The sequence below is a fragment of the Enterococcus alishanensis genome (genome assembly GCF_019218635.1).
Lineage (GTDB): Bacteria > Bacillota > Bacilli > Lactobacillales > Enterococcaceae > Enterococcus_A > Enterococcus_A alishanensis.
In genome coordinates, this window is the sequence record NZ_JAHUZB010000004.1 from 82,150 (window position 1) to 106,249 (window position 24,100).

General features: G+C 35.2%; 17 protein-coding genes. 3 read left to right on the top strand and 14 right to left on the bottom strand.

The features are described from left to right. Nucleotides 1-206: 206 nt before the first annotated feature. Nucleotides 207-6,380 carry a SpaA isopeptide-forming pilin-related protein gene (locus KUA55_RS10790; protein ID WP_218326274.1) on the bottom strand — a complete coding sequence of 2,058 codons (6,174 nt, stop codon included), beginning with the start codon at nucleotides 6,378-6,380 and terminating at the stop codon, nucleotides 207-209. Between the two features lie 361 nt (nucleotides 6,381-6,741). On the opposite strand from KUA55_RS10790, the gene KUA55_RS10795 reads away from it, so the two are divergent. The 3 genes from KUA55_RS10795 to KUA55_RS10805 all read left to right on the top strand — a co-directional run bounded on the left by KUA55_RS10795 (nucleotide 6,742) and on the right by KUA55_RS10805 (nucleotide 9,098). After that, nucleotides 6,742-7,260, top strand: coding sequence for a type 1 glutamine amidotransferase domain-containing protein (locus KUA55_RS10795; RefSeq protein WP_218326276.1), 519 nt, complete (start codon nucleotides 6,742-6,744; stop codon nucleotides 7,258-7,260). 157 nt (nucleotides 7,261-7,417) lie between these two features. Next, nucleotides 7,418-8,335 (top strand): ABC transporter ATP-binding protein, encoded by a 918-nt coding sequence (locus KUA55_RS10800; protein ID WP_218326277.1) that lies wholly within the window; start codon nucleotides 7,418-7,420, stop codon nucleotides 8,333-8,335. Beyond that, nucleotides 8,328-9,098 (top strand): ABC transporter permease, encoded by a 771-nt coding sequence (locus tag KUA55_RS10805; protein ID WP_218326279.1) that lies wholly within the window; start codon nucleotides 8,328-8,330, stop codon nucleotides 9,096-9,098. The genes KUA55_RS10800 and KUA55_RS10805 overlap by 8 nt, the downstream gene beginning before the upstream one ends. A 39-nt stretch (nucleotides 9,099-9,137) precedes the next feature. Here the strand turns inward: KUA55_RS10805 and hypD are convergent, their stop codons facing one another. The 13 genes from hypD to KUA55_RS10870 form a co-directional block, all read right to left on the bottom strand. Further along, nucleotides 9,138-11,540: a trans-4-hydroxy-L-proline dehydratase gene (hypD, locus tag KUA55_RS10810; protein ID WP_218326280.1), complete on the bottom strand. Its 2,403-nt coding sequence runs from the start codon at nucleotides 11,538-11,540 to the stop codon at nucleotides 9,138-9,140. A 22-nt stretch (nucleotides 11,541-11,562) separates the two neighbouring features. Beyond that, nucleotides 11,563-12,342 (bottom strand): 4Fe-4S cluster-binding domain-containing protein, encoded by a 780-nt coding sequence (locus KUA55_RS10815; protein WP_218326282.1) that lies wholly within the window; start codon nucleotides 12,340-12,342, stop codon nucleotides 11,563-11,565. An 18-nt stretch (nucleotides 12,343-12,360) separates the two neighbouring features. Beyond that, nucleotides 12,361-13,161: a pyrroline-5-carboxylate reductase gene (gene proC / locus KUA55_RS10820; RefSeq protein WP_218326284.1), complete on the bottom strand. Its 801-nt coding sequence runs from the start codon at nucleotides 13,159-13,161 to the stop codon at nucleotides 12,361-12,363. 169 nt (nucleotides 13,162-13,330) lie between these two features. Further along, nucleotides 13,331-13,885 carry a helix-turn-helix domain-containing protein gene (locus tag KUA55_RS10825; protein ID WP_218326285.1) on the bottom strand — a complete coding sequence of 185 codons (555 nt, stop codon included), beginning with the start codon at nucleotides 13,883-13,885 and terminating at the stop codon, nucleotides 13,331-13,333. Between the two features lie 294 nt (nucleotides 13,886-14,179). Beyond that, nucleotides 14,180-14,878 (bottom strand): gamma-glutamyl-gamma-aminobutyrate hydrolase family protein, encoded by a 699-nt coding sequence (locus KUA55_RS10830; RefSeq protein ID WP_218326287.1) that lies wholly within the window; start codon nucleotides 14,876-14,878, stop codon nucleotides 14,180-14,182. Between the two features lie 302 nt (nucleotides 14,879-15,180). Beyond that, entirely contained in the window at nucleotides 15,181-15,561 is a 381-nt protein-coding gene (locus tag KUA55_RS10835; RefSeq protein WP_218326288.1) for a DUF1722 domain-containing protein, read from the bottom strand. Continuing rightward, the gene (locus KUA55_RS10840) at nucleotides 15,551-16,987 is read right to left on the bottom strand and encodes a cryptochrome/photolyase family protein (protein ID WP_218326289.1); all 1,437 of its coding nucleotides are present in this window, start codon (nucleotides 16,985-16,987) and stop codon (nucleotides 15,551-15,553) included. Before KUA55_RS10840 ends, KUA55_RS10835 begins: the two co-directional genes overlap by 11 nt. A gap of 198 nt (nucleotides 16,988-17,185) precedes the next feature. Next, the gene (locus KUA55_RS10845; protein WP_218326290.1) at nucleotides 17,186-17,917 is read right to left on the bottom strand and encodes an alpha/beta hydrolase; all 732 of its coding nucleotides are present in this window, start codon (nucleotides 17,915-17,917) and stop codon (nucleotides 17,186-17,188) included. Between the two features lie 221 nt (nucleotides 17,918-18,138). After that, nucleotides 18,139-18,255, bottom strand: a complete 117-nt coding sequence (locus KUA55_RS18740; protein ID WP_425514620.1) for an alpha-galactosidase — start codon at nucleotides 18,253-18,255, stop codon at nucleotides 18,139-18,141. A gap of 265 nt (nucleotides 18,256-18,520) precedes the next feature. Next, the gene (locus tag KUA55_RS10855) at nucleotides 18,521-19,456 is read right to left on the bottom strand and encodes an LCP family glycopolymer transferase (protein WP_218326291.1); all 936 of its coding nucleotides are present in this window, start codon (nucleotides 19,454-19,456) and stop codon (nucleotides 18,521-18,523) included. 35 nt (nucleotides 19,457-19,491) lie between these two features. After that, nucleotides 19,492-20,598 (bottom strand): non-hydrolyzing UDP-N-acetylglucosamine 2-epimerase, encoded by a 1,107-nt coding sequence (gene wecB, locus KUA55_RS10860; RefSeq protein ID WP_218326292.1) that lies wholly within the window; start codon nucleotides 20,596-20,598, stop codon nucleotides 19,492-19,494. A gap of 166 nt (nucleotides 20,599-20,764) precedes the next feature. Next, nucleotides 20,765-21,247 carry a DUF4352 domain-containing protein gene (locus KUA55_RS10865; protein WP_218326293.1) on the bottom strand — a complete coding sequence of 161 codons (483 nt, stop codon included), beginning with the start codon at nucleotides 21,245-21,247 and terminating at the stop codon, nucleotides 20,765-20,767. Between the two features lie 16 nt (nucleotides 21,248-21,263). After that, the gene (locus tag KUA55_RS10870) at nucleotides 21,264-24,098 is read right to left on the bottom strand and encodes an immunoglobulin-like domain-containing protein (RefSeq protein ID WP_218326294.1); all 2,835 of its coding nucleotides are present in this window, start codon (nucleotides 24,096-24,098) and stop codon (nucleotides 21,264-21,266) included. Nucleotides 24,099-24,100 lie beyond the last annotated feature (2 nt).

Here is a 24,100-nt window from a genome sequence, read left to right on the forward strand (position 1 = left end):
TCATTCTATTCTTTTTTTTCTGAAATAAGAAATAATATACACTGATTTTCAAACTTATTTTCATTTTCAATAAATTGCTTAAGAATAGTTATTATTAATTATTTAATTATTTTAAAATAATCTTAATAAACCCTTTTCTAATTTAAAATTTAAAAAAACCTAAAGCAGCTTTTTTCTGCTTTAGGAAAAATTATGGCTTAAATTCTTCAAGATTCATTATTTTTTCTACGATACCAATAAACTCCACCAGCCAAAATTACCAGTAACATCCCGCTGATCCAAAGAATTGGTGAATTCAGATCATTGGTTTGGGGATAGCGGATATTATTAGATCCAAACCTAGTATTTTTTGGATGACTAGGATTATTGGGTTGATTTGAATGATTTGGTGGCGTTGAGATTGGTTGATTGCTTACCGTTAACAGTACTTTTTCAGGTTCACCAGCCGCTTCTTTTTCAATGACTACCGGATATAAATCTTTTGATTTTTGATAACCTTCGGGAGCGGTCACTTCTTTAAAGAAGTAACTGCCTGGTGCCATATCTGCCAGATCCAGCTGACCTTCACGATTAGTAGTTAGATTATCTTTGATTACCTTTTTATTATCATCCAATAATTGGAAAGTCGCGCCAGCTAATTTTTCACCTTTTGGGTTAACCTTCGTTAGTTGAATTGACCCTTGATAATTTTTCCAGACAGGCAAACTTTTCGTTTCTGGTTTTCCTGACTGGTTATTAGCAATCGTAAAGTTTTTTATTTGTGTATCTAACAAGTAACCGGTTGGTGCTTTGACTTCTTTTAACTGATAATCGCCTGGTGCTAAATGATCGATTGTTACCTCACCATTTTTATCAGAGCGCCATTTAGTTGTTCCATCAAGCATATTTCCTGCTTGATCCAGTAATACAAATTCTGCACCAGCCAAAGGATTACCTTTCGCATTTTCTTTAACGAATTTAACTGATTGTTGATAATTAATAAATTTGCCTAACTTTTGAACTTTTTGCTCCACTGCTGACGAGTCGATTGTAAAGTTCACAGTCTTATCATTAACGATATAACCATCAGGTGCTTTTATTTCCTGCAATTGATAATCACCTGGTGCCAAACCAGTAATATTTATTTTTCCTTGTGAATCAGAGACTACTTGTTGGACCTCGGTTTTATTACTACCAGCTATCTTCCACAATTTAAATTGCGCCTGAGCTAAAGGCTGATCAGAGTCATTCACTTTTTCTAGCTCAATAGTTCCTTTAAAATTGATAAATCTACCTACTTGAATGATATCTGGTTGACCTACTGTCGCATCCTCAATCGTAAATTTTTCTGACAAATTTTGATTTAAAATAAAACCATCTGGTGCTTTGGTTTCTTTAAATTGGTAAGTTCCTGGTGCTAAACCAGTAGCTGTGGCGATACCGTCTGCTTGGCTGACAATATTTTCCGCTACCACTTCACCCGCTGCATTAACAACAGCAAAAACTGCTCCAGCCAAACCAACGTCTTGACCGTCCACCTCACTGTATTTTTGGATTTGGGCGCTACCTTGATAATTTTTAAATGGTGTCACTTCATTATAAACAATTTTTTCTGTCGGGTTGCTAACATAAACTGGTGAACCCTCTGTTGATACTGGCATTGTAAACCGAACCACCTCTTGATTTAAGAGATAGCCAGTTGTCGCACTAATTTCTTTGAACTGATACGTTGTCCCAGCAGTTAAGTTTTCAAAGGTGAAATAACCGTCCTCACCTGAAGTAACCGGCGTACCGATTGGCGTTTCACCATCTTCACTATAAAGTTGGAAACTGGCGCCAGCTAATATTTTTTGTTCACCAGTTTCAGCAAATAAACTGCCGTCAATTTTAGTAAAACGTGCGTTACCTAAATAATCTATTAAAGGATCTTCAGCAGTATTTAATTCTACTGGTGCAGGTGCTTGGTCGCTAGCATCGCCTTGAATTGCAAAACTAAAGATTTGATTGTTGAAATAGTAACCTGTCGGAGCAGCGCTTTCTCTCACTTGATATTTTCCAGGTGGTAAATCAGTTAGGTTAAGCACCCCTGCTTCATCCGTTACAAAGTTAGTTGTCGGCTGATATTCACTAAAATCATTTGTATCTAACGGTGCCCATTCTACTGAAAATGTTGCATTTGCAATTGGCTCCTTGGCTTCATTTGTTTTATAAAGTCGAGCACTTCCTCGATAATTCGTCAGTGTTAAAGAAGTCACTGGAGCACCATCAACAATTACTTGACGTTGACCAGTATCATTCATATTCACACTAAAAGGTAATCGTTTTTGATTTAATAAATATTGTAAGTTCCCTGCTGCATCTGTTGGTGAGGATATCTCAAATAGACGATAATTGCCATCAGTTAAACCAGTTAACTTTTTCCCATTTTCTTCAGCTGCAAACGGTCTCCCATAGGCTGCAAAAATGCCCTGCTCATTTTCCTTTTCTAAAGCAAACAATCCCCCTGAAATTTTTTGTCCACTTGCATCTTCTTTATTAAAAGTCAGTGAAACAGGCTGATTAATAATCTTTTCAATCTCATTTTCTTGCGAGGAGTTTCGATCAACTCTTAATTCAACTCCCTGCATTAATTCATCACTAATCGTATACCCATCTGGTGCTTGCGTTTCCTTTAATATATAGCGAAAGCCATTTACTGAGTCGGTGTTGGTATAAACTAAATTACCGAAAGTTGCTTGACCTTGTTGATCAGTCGTAACTTCGTATAATTTTTGCTCAGGAATCGTTTCATTATTAAATACACGAGTCAAAGTTAATTTGGCGCCAGCCAAAACAGCCCCCTCGTCATTATTTTTTTGAACAGTTACCGAACCTTTTTCACCAATTGCTGTACCGCTTGTATTGGTAATCTGGATGGTTTGCGATTGTTGGGTATCTGGATGAGGAATGACACCTTCTTTGGTAGTCACATTCACCATATTACTAACCTGTTCCCGCGCAGTTGTAAAGTTAGGACTTGAACGATATGAAATATAATAAGGTTTTTCTATAAAACCTGTTTGAGATTGTCCTTCTTCCAAATAATCTTTTGAAAAGGCAATAACCATTTTTTGCTGTCCAGAAACATTATCGGTAGTGATATTTAAGGTGTAATCTGTTCCTTGTCTCAAAGTTTGACTGGTTTGATTGACATTGCCATTTTCCGTCACTGTACCTTGATAAATATTAATTGAAGCTGGGTCAATTGTTTGATTATTAGAAGGCATGTCAGTAATCGTTGGTTCCACCAATAAAGATTGATTGCGATTTAACCACAAACCCCAATTAATCGTATTGGTTGAGGCATTGTAATTAACCGACTTATTAACGATTTCATTGCTGTACTCAATTGAAACTGAAGCTGGCAAACTTTCGGTAAGCCCATTTATTGTAATATCCGCAGTATTTTTGTAACTGCTTTGATCTTGAATAATCTGATTCTTCAAGCTAGTTTTAAATTGAATCTGAAAAACCTTTGGCGTATCGTAATTGCTACCACCAGGAATACTTGTTTGATTGTTCCCGATTGAGATAGCTAATTGATTATTATTTTCTGTTGGTTCCGATGAAGTAATATAAGAACTATTTTTTTGTTCCCCAGCAAAAAGCGAATCGTCAGTGGCTTCAAAGCGGCCTGTATTATTATCGATGATCCCTCTAGTGATTGTTAAAGAATCTTTCAGATAAACTTGATTACCAGTAATCGGATCATTGAAATCAAATTGATTAACTAGTTGATTATTATAATTTGCCACAATGGTCCAAGTAATTTCTTTGGTAACTGGATTGTAGCTACCAGATTTTTCTCCTTGATTGGCTTCTTCGGTAGTGGTTTCAAAACCGTTGTTTGATTTTGCTTCATGATCATTATTGTTTTGGTCCGTCCACTTCATTTCAATTTCATTATTGTAATTCAATCTTTGTGGCGTAGGCGGATTACTACTGGAAAACTGATTATAATAAGTTTGATATTTCATACTGAAGGAATGATCGGTTGTAAGATACTTATTCAAAAATTTCACAGTAAAATATTGATACGTATCACTATACTGATCTTGTCCAGTAACAATATTTACTTCAAAATCTGGATCATCATCACCAAAAATATACTGTCCATTCAACAAAACTTGACTGTTTAATGTTTCTCCAGTCTGATTATCTACGATTTCCACACCAGCAATACTTTCTCCATCAACTTGATATTGAGGAAATGAAACATATCCTTTTTCTGATTGAGTCAACGTGTCAGTAAAGGTGGCATTTTTTATTTGATAGCGATTGCGGTTAATATCTACCGACCAATTAGCAATTTTTGACCCGACTTCAACTGAAGGTGCATTTTTTATAACTGCTTGTTGAACTGGTTGTGAAATATTTGGTGTAGTCGTTAGCCCATTTGTTTCAGCCGTGTTGGTAATTTTCGGTTGACTGTCATCAGATACAATCCCATTCACTTTTGAAGTATAAACGATGTCAATCGCTTGATTTTGCATGATTTGATCATTAAAAGTTACAGTCAATTTATTGGTGGGACTTCCTGATGTAACATTTACTTCGTAGGTATTATCTGGGACCAGTTGACCTCTAGAAAACTGTCCATTTGGGTTAGCAATCATATAATAAAGTTTGACATCATCTGCGGTCACATCCATATTGTTAGAAAAATTATCTGTCACAGTAGCACCATTGGCAATTTGTTTTTGCCCATAATTGTAGCGAATAGTCCATGAATATTGCTGATTACTAGCAGAATAATTTGATTGAACTTTTTCAATTAACTTGCCATAGCTTGCCGTTACTGACGCACTAGCGGGTAAATTATTAAAAGTTACGTTATTGGTAAAAGTCGCATTACCGCCGTTAGCCGGTTTCGCTTCATCATTAATTTTTGTCTGATAAACAATTCGATAAGCTTGATTAATCATGCCATTAAATTTGATATTGCCATTATTATCAATTTGATATTGATCAGCAGTTAATGCTGTATTGCCAACACTTGTTACATTGCCAGAAAAATCTAACTGCACTGGAAAAACTTGAGCTGATTCAAAAGTTGTATCAGTCGGAAAAGTTTCATTGACCACTGGATCAGTTAGTGTCGACAAATCCTTATTCACATCTACCGACCAAATAATTTTCTCTGGGTTAATTTGTTTATCAAAATTCCCCGCTTTAGAAACCGAGGTTGCCGTTTCTGGTTGAATCATAATTGACATCGGCGGTAACTGGTATTCTGTCGGAAATATAAGTTGATTTATTCCTGGTTGGGTAATCACTTGACGATCAAATTTAGTTGCCACATTAATTTCGCCAGACTGCAAAGGTTCAAAAGTTCCAGTTGTCCCACCAGTAGTATCAGTCAAGGTAATGCGAATCATTTTAGTAACCGGATCAATCGTATATTTCCCTAAAGTCAGACTCGGATTATCAGGATCAACTAATGGTTCATCAATGAAATTTTCCACGGTTAAACCGTCTGGTAATGGAAACTCATAATAATCACCAATCTGTAACTGGGTACGCACCGTTTCTGGTACAGCAAAATTAATTTTCAAACTACTAGGTTGAGAAATAATAGCCGGATTAGGAATATCGGCAACAACATTAGTAACAAACCGATCACCAGGTGAATATTGGTCAATTAAATCACCAATGTTCGCCGCTGCTCGTAAAGTCGTTACTCTTTGTTGCTTTTTTAGTTTATTTCCAGATGTAGCAGTGCTACTTTCTGTTGTTTCCTCACTTGAAGATTGGCTTTGAGTAGTTTCTTCACTAGAACTTTTAGGTTCACTAGTTTCTTCCTTAGTATCAGTCGCTTCAGTAGTTGAACTTTCTACTACAGGTAAACTGGCTGATAGTTGTTGTTTATCCAATGTCGCTGTGATCGAAGTCTGGTCTGTCGTCAAACTTAGCTTTAACGAAATATCCTCTTTTACATTTGGCTGAATAACTATACGCAATTGATTTTGATTAATCGATGTTGGCGTAGTTGGTTGAATGGGTGATTCTCTTAGTTCATCTGATGAAGCGTTTGTTGTCGCCACAGCAGTTAAACTAGAAGGTTCGCCACTTTTTTCCACGACAATTCCTGGATTTTTTTCAGAAATTTCAGCTGTGTTTATTTTAATTCCTTCATTTAATGAAATAATTTTTTCACTGAAAGTGGTCTGTGTATTTGAAATTTGAAGGCTTAAATCCCCTTCTATCTCCTCAGTTGGTGCTTTTTGAATCATAAAATCTTTTAGTTGAACGATACCATCAGTCGTTTCCCCTTCAGCTAACACTGTTAGTGGTAAAATATTTGATAAAATAATTGTCATTAGCATCATTAAATAAATAAATTTGTTTTTCCCCTGTTTCATTATAATTCCTCCTAAACGTCTTATCGCTTCAGGGTCATGCTATCAAAATTCTTCATTTTTATGAAAAATGTTGGCTGTAAAACCGCATTATATCAGTCTATATTGTATGAATTTGAATACAATAAAATTGAATTTATCAAGTTTATTCATCTTTTTTTTATTTTAGAATCTTTTTTTTTCTATGATAATTTATTTTGATTGAGCATATTTAAAAGCTTTCACAGAACTGTTTTTGTAGTTTAAAATAACATTTTTTAAAATAAATTCTAAAGTATTCAAAAGTGAAATCTTTGAGTTTTTAGATAATTACTTTTACTCTGAAGGTTGTTAGAAGAGACTAAAGAAAGTAGGATGAGAGATAATGAACAACAATAAAATTGCCGTATTAGTGACAGATTTAGTGGAAGATGTAGAATTAACTTCTCCTAGAAAAGCTTTAGAAGATGCTGGTTATGAATTGGTTCTAATTGAAAAAGAAGCTGGTAAAAAGATTGAAGGAAAAAAAGGAACAACTTTTATCATTGATCAAGCAATTGATGATGTAGCACCTACCGATTTTACGGGACTTTTAATTCCTGGTGGTTTTTCACCTGATCAATTACGTTCTGATCAACGTTTTGTTGATTTTGTTACGTACTATTTAGAAAATGACTTACCTTTATTCGCGATTTGTCATGGCCCTCAATTATTTATTCAAACAGGATTAACAGAAGGTCGGACTATGACGGCTTATACTAGTGTTCAGCCAGATTTAATTTATGCTGGAGCTAACCTAAAAGATCAATCCTTAGTCATTGATCGAGGTTTAGTCACTAGTCGAAACCCCGATGATCTACCTGATTTTAATCGTGGTATCTTAGAAGTTTTAGCTAATGCCTAAAAAAGTTGTGATTGAAGTGATTACTCACTTTAGTCACAACTTTTTTTGTCTTTCTATTGAAAAAATATATATGAATTTAACCAATCTTTGCAGTTTGTAAACGAACAAATTAATGATAGAATGAATAATCACATTGTAACAAGGAGATTTAGATAAAATGACTTATGCACTAGAAATAAAAGATCTTAAAAAAATCTATGCCACAGGTGTAGAAGCCTTAAAAGGGATTGACTTAACTGTTGAAGAAGGCGATTTTTATGCACTATTAGGACCAAATGGCGCTGGAAAATCTACTACTATAGGTATTATTACTTCACTAGTTAACAAATCTGGCGGTACTGTAAAAGTTTTTGACTACGATATCGATCGTGATTTAGTCAGAGCCAAACAACAAATCGGACTAGTGCCACAAGAATTCAATTTCAATCCATTTGAAACAGTCCAACAAATTGTTGTTAATCAAGCGGGCTACTATGGTGTCCCTCGTAAAGAAGCCATGGAACGCAGCGAGAAATATTTAAAACAGTCGGATTTATGGGAAAAACGACATGAAAAAGCACGGATGCTTTCTGGTGGAATGAAGCGTCGATTAATGATTGCTCGCGCCTTGATGCACGAGCCAAAATTATTAATTTTAGACGAACCAACTGCCGGGGTCGATATTGAATTACGTCGTGAAATGTGGCACTTTTTACGGGAATTAAACGAAGCTGGCACAACGATTATTTTAACTACTCATTATTTAGAAGAAGCCGAAATGTTGTGTCGCCATATTGGTATTATTCAATCAGGTGAATTAATTGAAAATACTAGTATGAAGAATTTACTTTCAAAATTACAATTTGAAACCTTTATCTTTGATTTAGAACCTTCTAGCAAAATACCAGAAATTTCTGGCTATCGAAGTGAATTAGAAGATGAACAAACATTAGCTGTGGAAGTCCATCGCGATCAAGGCGTCAATGAAATTTTTCATCAGTTAAGCGAACAAGGAATCAAAGTTCTTTCCATGCGCAACAAATCCAACCGTCTGGAAGAACTGTTTTTGAAAATTACGGAGGATAAACATGTTTAGTCTATATTATACAGCTTTAAAAAGTCTGGCTGTCAAAGAAACCAACCGCTATTTAAGGATTTGGGTCCAAACTTTAGTTCCACCAGTGATTACTACTTCATTGTATTTCATTATTTTTGGCAATTTAATCGGTGGACGAATTGGTGACATGGCGGGATTTTCTTATATGCAATTTATTGTTCCTGGTTTAATCATGATGTCAGTCATCACCAGTTCTTATGCCAACGTTTCTTCATCTTTTTTCTCACAAAAATTCCAAAAAAATATTGAAGAATTGCTGATTGCTCCAGTGCCAACTCATATTATTATGTGGGGCTTTGTAATTGGTGGTTTAGGTCGAAGCTTGATTGTCGGAACTTTTGTGACGATTGTTTCACTATTTTTTGTCCCGTTACAAGTACATTCTTGGATTATTATAATAGTTACTTTATTAATGACTTCGACACTATTTTCACTAGCAGGATTGTTAAACGGAGTTTTTGCACAATCTTATGACGATGTATCAATTGTACCAACCTTTGTTTTACAACCTTTAACTTATCTTGGTGGTGTCTTTTATGCTATTTCAATGTTGCCACCATTTTGGCAAGCCGTTTCTAAAGTAAATCCAATTGTTTATATGATTTCAGGCTTTCGTTATGGGTTTCTAGGGGTAGAAGATGTCTCGATTGTAGTTTCTTTAATTATTTTAGTTGGTTTTATTGTGGTTTTATATTCTGTCTGCTGGTATTTTATTGACCGAGGACGGGGATTAAGAAGTTAAAAAAGTCGATGGGTGATTTTTCACTCATCGACTTTTTCGTTATCCAAACGACTGCTCTGTCCGATTGATTATCTCATCTTGTAACGCTTTATCTAAATTGTTGAAATAATCACTATAACCTGCCACCCGCACAATTAAGTTTTCATATTCCTTCGGATGTTTTTGCGCTTTTAATAAAACTTCTCGATCAATGACATTAAACTGGATATGGTGACCGTCTAATGCAAAATAACTTCTGACTAGTGCTGCCATATGACTAATTCCTTGTTCACCTGCGACGACACTTGGTGTGAATTTTTGATTTAACAAGGCACCACCTGTTTTGGTTTGATCAATTTTAGACGCAGATTTAATCACCGCTGTTGGTCCGTTACAATCGGCACCTTTTTCTGGAGAAATCCCATCTGGCAAAGGAATTCCTTTGTGACGGCCATTTGGTGAAGCTTCCATCACTTGCCCAAAATAAACGTGGCAAGTTGTCGGTAAAAATTCTACCACCGTTTTAGAACCTTTTGGTGTTGATCGACCAGCAATCACCGCTTGTAAAGATTCGGCGACATCTTTTAATAAGTCATCAGCATAATCTTCATCGTTGCCATATTTCGGTGCTTGATTATATACGGCTTCATAAATAGCTTCATGCCCAACAAAATCATCGTTACAAGCAGTAATTAGTTCTTCCATCGTCATAGTTTTTTCTTCAAAAATATGATGCTTAATAGCTGCCAAAGAATCAGTAATAGTCGCAATACCGACACATTGAATATAGCTTGTATTGTAACGGGCACCGCCACAGTTATAATCTTTCCCATCTCGAACACAATCATCGGTCATCACTGACAATAAAGGAACCGGCATATTTTCCATGTACATTCTTTCAATCAAATTATTGCCAGCAACTTTAATATCCACCACATATTTTAATTCTTCATAAAATGCTTTAAAAACTTCTTCATAACTAGTCATTTCATTAAAATCACCGACATCAATACCCACTTGTTTATTCGTGTAATGATCATAACCACGATGCATTGCTAACTCAAAAATTTTCGGAACATTTAAATAGCCGGTTAATACATAGGCTTCTTTACCGGCGACGCCAACTTCCACGCAACCAGAGCAAATACCACTTTCTCTGGCATCATCCACTGATTTTCCTAAATAGGCCAACTCGTTTAAAATTGCTTCCGAATTATAAATTGCCGGTTGGCCCCAGCCTCGGCGAGAAATTTTTAGGGCTTCCCGTAAAAATTTTTCTGGTGATTTTTTAGAGACTTGGATATTAGAACTCGGCTGCAATAATTTCATTTCATCCATAACTTCTAAAATCAGATAGCTGACATCACTGACACCACTTGTCCCGTCAGGTCGTAAAGCACCAGTATTAATGTTACAAAAATCTGTATAAGTGGCACTTTCTTTTAAAGTAATGCCCACTTTTGGCGGTGCCGGTTGATTGTTAAACTGAATCCAGAAGTTTTCTAATAATTCTTTGGCTTCTTCCCGCGTTAGGCGTCCTTCAGCTAGATCTTTTTCATAAAATGGTTCTAAATGTTGATCTAACTTCCCAGGAGAATAGGCATCCCAGTTATTCATTTCTACAGTCACACCAATGTGCACAAACCAGTACATTTGTAGCGCTTGGCGGAAAGTTTGCGGTGCATGTTCTGGGACTACATCACAGACTTCGGCTAATTCTAACAATTCTTGTTTCCATTTTAAATCCGTTTCATTTTCAGCTAATTCGCGACATTGTGCCGCGTAACGATGACCAAAAATAATCATTGCTTCGCAGACTAATTTCATGCCTTCTAATTCTTCTCTTTTATTTAAAGCTTCCATATCATTGTTGAAATCCAATTGCTCGATTTCTTTTTCAATTTCCGCTTTAAAATCAGCAAAGCCTTTTTGATACATTTTGCCATCAGCAACGGTATGGCCGGGTCCTCGTTGCATTAAAAATTCTGTATATAAACCAGCATCAAATAATAAATGCCATTCTTCTGGTAACAATTTATTCATGCGAGTCATCATCGCCCTATCTTGCCAATAAGGAATAATCACTTCTTCTTGAATTCGACGATCCTCATCAGACACTTTGAAGAAGACTTTTTCACGATTGTTCATATTTTCAAAATCTGCCATCGTATGACAACACAATTCAGGAAATGTTGGTGCAGCCCATGGTTCATGACCTTTTTCACCTAAAATCAAACTGCCTTTTTCAATATAATTGGTTCGATTTTCCATAATATACTTAAAAGCTAAGCCCCGTAAAACAGGCGCAGATACTTTGCCTTCCCATTTTTTATAGGCTTCTGTTAACAATACAGCTCGTTCAATCGAAATTTTCGGCTGGCATTCTTTTTCTGAACGCTCCCGCAAATGTTTGATTCGTTCAGTGCTTCCTCTGCGTGTTGGTTCTAAAGTTAGTTCTGGCATTTCTTTTCCTCCTATATACTGACTAGCCGCCAATGGAAACTTGATACCCAGCAGCTTGATACAACGCCTGAATTTCTGCTAATTTTGCTTGACTTGGCTCAATAAAATGTTGCGTGCATTCTCGCTTTAAGCGACGATATTTGTCTTGTCCAAAATTGTGATAAGGCAACAGAGAAATTTTTGCGACCCGCACTGCTTCTTTTTTTAACCAAGCAAGAATATTTTCAGCTGTCTGGTTATCAGTATTAATTTCATCCAATAAAATTAAACGCAGATCAATCTCTGCTCCCTGATCGGATAAATACAATAAGTTTTTCAAAACCAATTGATTGTCAACACCGGTATATTGCTGATGCAATGAAGAATCCAAAAATTTCAAATCATATAAAAAACCATCTACATAAGGCAGTATCTTTTGATAATGCTCAGTTGGTGCTACGCCACAGGTATCAATCAACACTGAGACACCGACACGTTGACATTCTTTGGCCAGCTCCACCACATAATCTAGCGGTTGGGCCATCACTTCACCGCCAGAAAAAGTCACGCCACCACCTGATTGATCATAAAAAATTTGATCAGCTTGAATTTTTTTGACTAATTCTTTAATGGAATAATTTTGACCAATCAATTCTTCTTTGCCATCTTTATTTAGCATGATTTCTGGCTTAAAATTTTGACTTTCAGGATTATGACACCAGAGACATCTAATTGGACAACCTTTAAAGAAAATCGTCGTCCGTACACCAGGACCATCATGGGTAGAAAATTTTTGAATGTTAAAAACTGTCGGTGTTTTCATCAAATTGCCTCCCGCAAACTACATTTCTTTATCTCGAATAGCTGCCGCTTGAACTGCATTCATCACTGCACTACGAAAATGGTGATCTTCTAACGATTTCACTGCCGCAATTGTTGTTCCTGCTGGTGAAGTGACCATATCTTTCAATTCTCCTGGATGTTTCCCAGTTTCTAAAACCATTTGCGCACTACCTAAGACAGTTTGAGCAGCAAATTTATAAGCTTGATTTCTAGACATTCCTTCTAAAACGGCTGCATCAGCTAAAGCTTCGATAAAGATATAAACATAAGCTGGACCTGATCCACTAAGACTGACAACTGCCGACATTAATTTTTCTTCCACTACTTCGCATTTCCCAAAGCTATTAAAGACCGCGGCTACCAATTCAGTTTCATCATCGGTAATTTGTTGATTGCGACAAAACGCTGCCATTCCTTCACCGACTAATGCAGGTGTATTCGGCATGGCCCGAATAATTTTATGACTTGTCGAAAGTGCATTTTCAATCGTTTCAATCGTCACTCCAGCCGCAATTGAGACAATAATTTTTTCCTTCGATAATGTTGGTTTTAATTCAGTTAACAGGTTAGGTAGTACATAAGGTTTCACTGCAAAAATAATCATCTGGCTATTTTGAATTAATTCTTTGGGATCAGTCGCTGCTGAAACATTTAATTCTTCTTTTAGCGCCGTCATGGCAGGTTGATAAACATCATAAATCCAAATATTTTCTGGTTGATAATTTTTTGTTTCCACCAAACCACGAATCATTGCCTTGCCCATATTCCCTGTTCCGAAAAATCCAATCGTTTTTGCCATGCATCGTCACTCCTCAAGTTTTTTATTATCTGTTTTTTCTTTGAACTTTTTTCACAAAATAATTTAAAAAAATATTTTCTTTTTCAACTCCATTATATTCACTCAAATGAATTTTTTCAACAACAATTTCATTTTTATGATATAAAAAAAGCATGATTGCTCATGCGATTTATTCTGGAACGTGAACCACTAGTAAACGAACTACTGAATCACTCAAATTCGCCCAGTTATGGGGATGTTCCGCATGATAATGAGCAGAATCACCGGGATAAAGTTTTGTAACTTGATCATCCCAATAAAAAGTCAATATTCCTTCCAGAACAAAAATAAATTCCTCACCTTCATGAGTATAAATAGTCGGTTTTTCCTTAATTTCGCGCGGCATGACTTCGATATATTCTGGTCGGATCACTGCTTGAGGAGAAATCTGACTTAAATTGAAATGAATCGATTGATTCAAATTTTGCAAATAAGGTCGTTGATAGCCACGTACAACAATCTCATCTTCAAAATTTTCGGCTGCTTTGCCATTATTTCTAAAAAAATCAGCTACATCTGTTTCAAGTATCTGTGCCATTTCATTCAGATGGTCCACATCTATTGTAGTAATTCCCCTTTCAAATTGAGAGATAAATCCCGTTGAAAGTCCTGTTAACGCAGCCATTTGCTTAATAGTAATTTTTTTATTTTTACGTAATTTCTTGATTTGCTGACCCAGTTCCAAAAGTAAACACCTTCCCTTCAGTATTCATTCATATTATACCGAATTATTAATAACTAAAAAGTACTAACTTTCAGTTATATTGATATTTATTTTGTAAAGTGTATATAATAGTATTTTAGGTATTAGTTTATTCTTCAAATCAATCTTATATAAAGTAGTTTCTTATGCCACAACAAAATGGGATTCGTTAGCAGACTTTTCAAAAGAAAATCGTGAAAATTATAAAGACTTCTTATATGGCGAATAAAAAAACACTTACGGTCGAAAGTTTCCTTCCAATCGTAAGTGTTTTTTTTAGCATTTGGCTATAAAAGCCTTAAATAGTCGTTCATTTACCACTGTATCTGTTCCAAAAAATTCTGGATGCCATTGAACTGCCCAAACAAATTTTTTATCTGGCATATAAACTGCCTCAATTAAGTCATCGGCAGAAAGTGCGGTCGCTTCTAAATTTGGTGCTAAGTCTTTAATTGCTTGATGATGATAGCTATTGACACCTAGATTTTCTTTTTCTAGTAATTGAAAGAGAGGCCCTTCTTTTAAAAGTTTAACTGAGTGTTGAACGCGATCATAAGGTGCTGTCATATCGTGGGCAATCTGGGTTGAATATTCTGCTGCAATATCTTGATAAAGCGTCCCGCCATTGACAACATTCAACACTTGAATCCCACGACAAATACCTAATAATGGCTTGTCCATCGCAATAACTTTTTGCATACAATAAATTTCCATCTTATCTCTTTTTAAACAAGGTTCCCCAGAAAGCTCACTTGGCAATGTGCCGTATAATTCTGGTGAAACATCTTGACCACCAGTAAACAAAAATCCGTCACATTGTCCTAAAAAGTAATCTAAGTTTTCTTGATTTGTAGTAAAAGGTAAAATTAACGGAATCGCTCCATACTTTTCTAGTAAATCTAAATAAGCTGGCAACATCCAAATACTATCTTTCTGATTATCAAATAATGGCATCACGCCGATTACTGGTTTCATAATTCGTCCTCCGTGTTGTTTATTTTGTTAATACCCTCGTATAATGGTATGTATTTCTTCAAACGTTTTTTATAATCCGCAAATCATTTTTAGCCGCAATAGATTTAGTATATCATCTAGAAATTAAACCTTTTTTATAGCTAGATGTAGCAACAGTGAGAAAATGACTCATAACTAACTTAAAAATATAAAAAATTTTAATTTATTTCATAAAAATAAAAGAGCTGATTTGCTGGAGAAGATTTCGCATATCAGTTCTTTATATTTAAAATAAAGTTATTGAGTCGGTTACAACCTATTTCTCAATCTTTTATCCAACGCATTTGTAATAAATAGGGTTGTTGATATTTCGTTATTAAATGTTGAAAGAAATGATCTAAGTCATGACTATCTGGGGTTATGTTTTCTGTCAATAAGGCATACTTTTCTTTTTCTTCACTAGTAGCTTGCTTTTTGAAATAGCCCCAAATATGTTGATAAGCCACTCGTAAAGTTTTTTCAGTCGGTTCTACTGTTTCCAATTCAGTTAATAGCTTTTGATATTGTGCTTGTTTCATTGCATCCCATTGATTATTTTTAGCTAATAAACGAATCTCGTTATAAGCATTCTGATTCCGTGCCATCACCCAATATTTATGTTTGGCCCAGGACTGTTGAAAATCTTTTAATAAATCATTTTCCATCTGACTCACCAAAAGTTTCTTGGGCATATTCTTTACTGGATTCATAAGTTGCTAAAGCTTTTTTGCGACGTTCTTTATGGTTAACGATTGGTTTAGGATAAGTGTCATCAAGTATGACCCCGTATTCTTCTTGCTGTTCAATAGTCATTTTTTCTGGTTGATGAATATATTTATCCGGTAAATCTGCCAATTCTGGTAGATATTCTCGAATAAAATCCCCATGTTTATCAAATTTTTCAGCTTGTGTGGTGGGGTTAAAAATTCTAAAGTATGGTACTGCATCTGTTCCGGTAGATGCTGCCCACTGCCAACCTCCGATGTTACTGGCAGGATCGTAATCAATCAACATCTGTTGAAAGTATTTTTCTCCCCAGCGCCAATCGATTAACAAATCTTTAGTCAAAAAGGAGGCCACGATCATCCGCAACCGATTATGCATCCAACCAGTTTCCTTTAGTTGCCGCATCGCAGCATCCACAATTGGATAACCAGTTTTTCCCGTTTGCCAACGTTCAAATTTTTCTTGGTCATTTTCCCATTCCACAAATTTAAACTTCGCTTGAATCGGTTCATCTTTTTGTTTTGGAAAAGAAGTGTAAATCATATTGTAAAAGTCCCGCCAACAAAGTTCTTTTTGAAAGGTTGTCCTGCTTTGAGATTTATTAACCTTTTGAACCTTTTCCCAAACAGTTCGCATCGAAATTTCTCCTGTCCGTAAAAAACGTGACAAATGACTAGTCTGGTCTAAGCTAGGAATATCTCTAGCTTGCTGATATTCTTCTAAATCAGCTTGAATAAACTTTGTAAGACGTTCTTCAGCAGCTTCTTCACCAAAGGAAATTTGTTGTTCAGGAATCTTTTCAATCATTTTTTTGAATTTTTCTTCGTCTTTTGAAAACAAGACTTTTTTATAGACGGCTTTCGCGTCGTAAGCTACTTTCAAAGGTGTCTCTTTGATCATTTCCAACCATTTTTTATAATAAGGCGTAAAGACTTTATAGTAGTCGCCATCTTCTTTTTTGATTTCTTTGGCCCCATGAAGATAAGCATCTTGATATGCGTAACTTTCGATTTCATTTTCATGAAAGAATTTAATTGCCTCTTGATCACGAACCGCGCCATAGCCGCTAGTATCTTCATTGAAATAAATCTTATTCCAATCCTTCAACTCGTTTTTCAGCCGTTCAAATAACTCCAGCGGCTCACCATATTGAATTTGTAAATGGGCTTTTTGATCAATTGTTTCCTTAAAATGCTGAACACTTGAAAAAAATGCTTGATGATTGGGGCTATCTTGAATAAATTGATTCGGATTTGCTTGAAATAATAAGACCAATTCATCTGAACCTAAATTTTCGCAAGCATAATATAACGCTTTATTATCTTGAATTCGTAAATCTCTGCGAAACCACATAACTGTTTTCATCTTCTTACCTCACTATTCCCAGTTGATTCATTTCAAGGTATCACACTATTAAAAGTGATGCATTGGATATGTTTGCAACTTATTCAGCAAGAAAAAAATCTTTCAATCTTTAGACAAATCTGTTAATAAAAAAGTTGAAAAAAACTCGCTGCAACAGATATCTACAACATGCTTTTTCAACTTAATTTTGGATTTATTTTAATTAATTTCTTTCAACCAATCAACTATTTTTCGGCTAACTTCTTGTTGTTGCGCATCATTGGTGATTTCGGCTTTACCGTCACCTTTTTGCTTACCATAGCTACCAAATCCACCGTGGTTACCACCATCAATCGTAGTATAATCAGCTTTTTTTGGTAAATATTTTTTTGCAGCATCATAACTGTCCCAATTTAACACCTTATCATTACTAGCTGTAATCGATAAGACTGGAAGCTCAGTTTGTTTAAGACTGCCTTTTTCATCAGGATAACTAGCTAGAAAAATCATGCCCGCAACTTGATTAGCATGTTCAGCTGCAAACCGACTGGCCATCACACCGCCTAAAGAGTGTCCAGCTAAGATATATTTTTGCTGTGGCTTTTGTTCGATAATTTCCTCAGCTTTATTGCCGCCTAAAACGGCTAAATCCAACGGCATTTTTACAATATAAACATTGTAACCAGCTGCTGCGACCTCTTTTGCCCACACACTATAGCTTTCAGCATCTACTAACGCACCTGGATAAAAGATTAAATTTGTCTGACTTTCTTCTGGTGCCTCAAATAATAAATAACCCGCATCATTTTGGCTAACTTTTGCTGCACTCACTGCATTTTCTGCTGGCGGATAGGTCAGTGAATTTAGATAAATTAACCCACCGGATACTAGTAGAGCCAGAGTAATAATTACACCTAATGCTATCTTTTGCCATCTTTTTAATCGTTTCATTTCGTCCCTCCTGCTGTTCATTGTAGAAGAAGACAGGAAAAAGAACAATTTTTTTAGACGTTAAATGAAAAGGCAAAGCAACTCAACAAATTTTACTATTTCTTATTTTCGATTGTAAATATCCACTGACTACTGAAGCAATCACCTGCAGATTTTAGTAAACCCAAGCCAGTATTTTTTAACTCTCGCCCATAAAAAAATGACCGCCTAAATTTAATTCATCATAAAAAATTTCCTTGTTGAGCGATGATTTCTTTAATTTTCAAACTAGTTATTCGACCAACTTGATGATTTGGTACCGTTGAAACATAAAAACTCATAGCTACTAGCGGATAAATTAAAGAGGTTTCGTTTTACAAACGTTCAACAGCATTTATATCATCAGAAGTCCCTATCTGAGGACTGAGGCCCACATAATGGATCAAATCTACCAGCACAACTCTCTAGTTGAAATTAAATATTCTTGTGCATTTTCTCTGGACATATCTAAAACTTTCTAATGGTAAATTTTGTAAATCAAACCGTATAAAAAACCATTTTAACAAGGTATTTTTGTAATCTAATACCTCACTAAAATGGAATCTACATTTTATTACACTAATTTTAATTGGCTAATTGTTCTTTTAATAACGTTTGAATTCTAATAAGTTCGTCCAATGGAATACTTTGGTAAGAAATTTCATCTAGCATAAAACCTTCACCCATTGCTTGTTCTGAATCCACTTGATTAAATGCTTCACGATAGTTTCTAAATAATAATTCGATATCATTAAAGGTAATATCTGTTTGTAAATTATCTCCTAGACTATTTAAAATACTATGATAATTTCTTAACGATTTAATACTAACCATTTGTTTCAAAATTCCAGCTATTACTTCTCGCTGTCTTCCTTGACGGCCATAATCTCCTTCTGGATCATCATAGCGCATCCGAACGTATTTTAATGCCTTATTCCCATTTAGATACTGTGAACCAGCTGGAAATTCAGTTTCTTCATAGGTAAAAGCAAATGGATTATCTACTTCAATTCCCCCAACTGAATCAACTAAAGTCTCGATCCCCTTCATGTTGATAACAACATAGTAATTGATTGGTATAGCTAATAATTGAGCAACAGTATCCGCAGCCATATCAACACCACCAAAAGCATAAGCGTGATTAACTTTATCCATCGTATCATGTCCAACAATCTCTGTATAAGTATCTCGAGGAATGCTTACTATTACGGTTTTTTTCGTATTTGGATTAACGGTTGCTACCATTAACGTATCAGAACGTCCTCGTTCTGTTCGACCTAAAGCACCTGTGTCAACACCTAATAATAATACGCTAAATGATTTTTTCTGATTTAAGCTAACTTCATCAAGAGGTTGAGTTTTTTTTGCTGGCTCATATACTTCATCAGTGACTCCTTTTACATCATAAAGCACTTTTGCTGCTGTAGCAGTAATCAAGCCAACCAAAACTAATAAAATACTTACTAGTAAAATTAAGGTTTTTTTCAGCTTTCCACTTGGTCTTCTTCCCTTATTTCTCATATACTCACTCCATTATCCATCTAGCATGTCTTCTTTCAAAAATCATTAAAAGACTGGGCTAATATATCAGCTATCCGTTCACTCGCATGACCATCACCATAGGGATTAGTTGCCTCAGACATCTTCTGATAAGCTATCGGATCTTCTAATAACCTCATCGTTTCCTGATAGACTGTTGCTTGATTTGTACCAACAAGTTTTAAAGTACCCGCTTTTATTCCTTCTGGACGCTCTGTTGTATCACGTAATACAAGAACTGGAATCCCCAGTGAGGGCGCTTCTTCTTGAACACCACCAGAATCAGTCAAAATTAAATCTGAATGTTGTGCAAAATTATGGAAATCAAATAAATCTAGCGGTTCGATTAATTGTATATTTTTTAAATTTCCAAGTTCTTTTTCAGCCAGTTCACGAACAAGCGGATTTTTGTGCATCGGAAAAATAATTTCTACATCATCTTTTTCTTTTGCTATCTGCGCCAATGCTTTAAATACTTCTATCATTGGCTGTCCTAAATTTTCTCTTCGATGCATCGTGACTAAAAGTCTTTTCTTTCCCTCGTTTGATAAATTTGGGTGAGTATATTTTTTATCTATCGTATATGTCATTGCATCAATCGCTGTATTTCCAGTAACAAATACTTGTTCTTGTCGATGGTTTTCTTTAATCAAATTAACGGCACTCTCCTTTGTTGGAGCAAAACAAATATCCGACAAAGCATCAACTAATTGACGATTCACTTCCTCTGGAAATGGAGAGTATTTATTCCAAGTACGTAACCCTGATTCAACATGTCCAATCGGAATTTTCAGATAATAAGCTGTTAAAGCTGCTGCTAAAGTCGTTGTCGTATCACCATGAACCAAAACAACATCCGGCATATTCGCTTCTAATACGGGCGTCAATTTATCAATAATATGAGTTGTCATTTCGCTTAAACTTTGTTTTTTCTTCATAATATTCAAGTCAAAGTCTGGAGTTATTTTAAAAAAATTCAATACCTGATCCAGCATGTCACGATGTTGACCTGAAACGACAACTCTTGATTGAAAACGTGGATCCCTCTCTAAAGTTTTTATTACTGGTGCCATCTTGATTGCTTCCGGTCTAGTACCAAAAATCGACATTACTTTTATCGACATATGTATCTCCCTTTTATTAAAAAATTCACAATTTATAACAAAAGGTCTTGAAGGAGAAATCCGCCACTCTCCTTCAAAACCCCTCATTTTCTACATAAAATAAACAATCTTAAATCTACTGATTCATAAACCATTCTTTTGTTATAACGGACAATGAAAAAATCTATTATTGTAGGTCCCATGTTTTTAGAGTTTTATCAGTTGGTGCATACTCCAATTTTGTTGGTTTTTCTCCAGTTCCAATTAGATAATACAATTTACCAGTCGCTGATTCTTCTGGGTTTAACACACCACCAAAAGCTTCCATTTCTTCTGTTACATTGTAGGTTTTATCTTTCTTATCCGTTACTAATTGAAAATCGATTGCTCCCATACCTTTATCTTGGGTACCAATGTTTTTGTATTCGACTGAAAAAGTAATTAATTGTTTAGGTTTTTCAGCTTCATTTACAGATTCGCTGCTGGATACTTCAGTGATTTTCATTTCAATACCGTCAGCTGTAAAAGGCACATTTAAACCATCTTTTACTTCCACTTTAGCAATTGAAGCAGAGCTATTACCACTGTCATCTGTTTTATTGTTAGTGTTAGAATTACACCCAGTTAAAACAAAACCAACTGCGATCATACTCAATAAAAATTTTTTCATGCAAAATCTCCGTTCATTAGTTCACTTGAACTGTTTTTCTATCTAATTCTTTTCCATCAGGACCATAAGCGACTAAATTGACAATATCACCTTTTTTGATGGCATTTCCAACGTAATAAGTGAAGGATCCATTTCTAAATGTTCCACCAATTGAAACCAAGCTATTATTTATATAAAGATAAGCTTGTTTTACATCACCTGAATAAACTCCAGAAATTTCAATTGCCCCAACGTTGTATATATTAGGAGAAATGTTGCCATTATAAGATGAATTTGCAAAAGATACTTTTACGTTTTCTTGCAATAAGACATCGTCTGTTCCATAAGCGTTCATAGTAACATTATCGCCTTCTTTAATAGCATTACCCACATAGTAATTGAAGCGTCCATCTTTAAAAGTTCCGCCCCAAGAAATAACATTTCCGTTCACTGATAAGCGAGCTTTGCGTACATCTCCACTATATGTTCCAGTGATTTCACCATTACCAATAGTATAGCTATTTGGAGAAATTGAACCTTGTTTTGCAGGCGCTTGTTTAACAGTAACTGGGTTATTTTGAGTCAACAACGAATTATTTTGATCATAACCATTAATCATCACACTGTCTCCAGCTTTAATTCTTGATGTTCCTACCCAATAAGTAAAGCGTCCATTAGCAAAATTACCACCGAGTGATAAAACAGTTCCATTAACAATTACTTTCGCTTTTTTCACATCTCCACTGTAAACCCCAGTGATGTATTCATCTCCAACTGTATAATCACTTGCTAGCATAGTCCCTGAAGTATTAGATTCAACTCGAACTGTTTTACTATCTAATTCTTTGTTTTCAGAATCTAAAGCAACTAAACGTACATTTGAATTTTTAGAAATTACATTTTGACCTACATAATAAGTGAAAGTACCATTTCTAAATGTTCCACCTTGTGAAATTAATTTATCATTAACGTACAATTTAGCTTTTTTCACATCACCTGTGTAAGAACCAGTAATTTCGACCGCTCCAACTGAAAAATTATTTGGTGTAATAGTTCCAGCTGCTGCAGGCGCAGCAATTACAGTCACTTTATTATTTTGGCTTAACACATCACCATCAACATCGTAACCGTTAATTAATACGCTGTTACCTTGTTTAATTGCGTTTTTACCAACCCAGTAGCTAAATTCACCATCTTTGAAAGAGCCACCTAAAGAAAGTACTTTTCCATTAACAATTACTTTTGCTTTTTTCACATCACCTGTGTACGTTCCACGAATGTATTCATCACCAACTGTATAATCATAAGCGGAAATTGTGCCAGTATAATTAGATAGAACTTTGACAGTTTTTTCATCTAATTTCTTTTGATCTTTATCATAAGCAACTAACACAACTTTTGAATTTTTCTTGATTAGTCCACTGTTCACTTCATAGGTGAATTTACCATCTTTCAATGTCCCACCTTTAGAGACCAAATTATCATCAACATAAAATTCAAGATAAGAAACATCACCTTCATAGTTACCAGTGATAAGCCCTTGGCCCACAGTATAATCATTCACTGTAATACCATGAATACTTTCTTTCACTTCAACTTCAATATCTTTAGTGGTAATTCCTCTATGACTATCTTCTACTGAATAAGTAATAAAGTATTTTCCAGCGACATTAGTATTAACGTTATTTGATTTGATGATGACTTTTGAAGTTAAGTCCCCATCTTCTTCATCATGCGCGGTAATACCTTCTAATGGATTAAAAGGTTCACCTTTTTCAATAATTTTATTTTCGGCATTGATTACCGGTAATACATTTTCACCTACTGTTACGTTGATTGTCTTAGTAGCAGTTAACCCGTGGCTATCTGTGATTTTGTATGTTACAGGGTAAACACCTGGTACATTTGGTTGTACTGGATTATCAATTATGACTACATTTTTAGTGATATCGCCATCTTCTTTATCAATTGCAGAGACACCTCTCATAGCAAATGAACCAGTAAAGTCTTCACCTAAAATAATTTTTCGATCTTCAGCAGTTAAAACAGGTTTTTCAGTTCCGTATGCTGGATCTAATTGAGCATATTCTAAGAAGCCACTAGATTCTTTTCCGCCACCAACAGTCCAATCAATAATGTTGTTGTCTTGAGATAGAGCTGTGTTAAAGTGATATTTCCCATCTAGGGAATTTGGCACGCGAATTTCTGTATCAGTTACGAAGCCACCTAAATCGATGTTAATTGAACAATAAACCCGTGGTAAAATCCCGATAATTGTAGAAATTGTTGGATTTTGAATAATTAAAGAGCAACTATCTGGATCTACTTTAATATCAGCTGAAGTATAATTTTGAGCTTTAATTTGAATACCAAAGTTATAAGCTTTCATTTCACCTGATAAATAATTGATGAAACGCGGATCTTGTAACAACGGTTTAAACTCATTAGGCAATTTCACTTGATAAAAAGTTTTGTCGTTGTATGACATGTTAGCTAATTGTCTAACATTTAAATCAACTGTTAAAATACCTTCTGTTTTTTGGTTGTTGATAACTAAATTTTTATCGGTTGACATCTTCAAACCGATTTCTCCCCAAGCAACCAAACCAACATCTAGTGGTTGAATAGCATTTTGTTCAGTCGTTTCCTCTGTATTTTCAACTACAGCAGATTCAGTTGGTTCTTCCGCTGGTGCTGGTTGCTCAGCATTAATTTCTGGCAAGTTATTGTCAGCTAAACTTTCAGCTAATTCCGGCGATACTTCCTCAGTCCCCGCTGTTTTTTCTTCAGCTAACGATACGACAGGAAGTAATCCTGCATTCAATAACATTAAACTGCTAGCACCAATAGTTAATAATTTCTTTTTCTTCACTC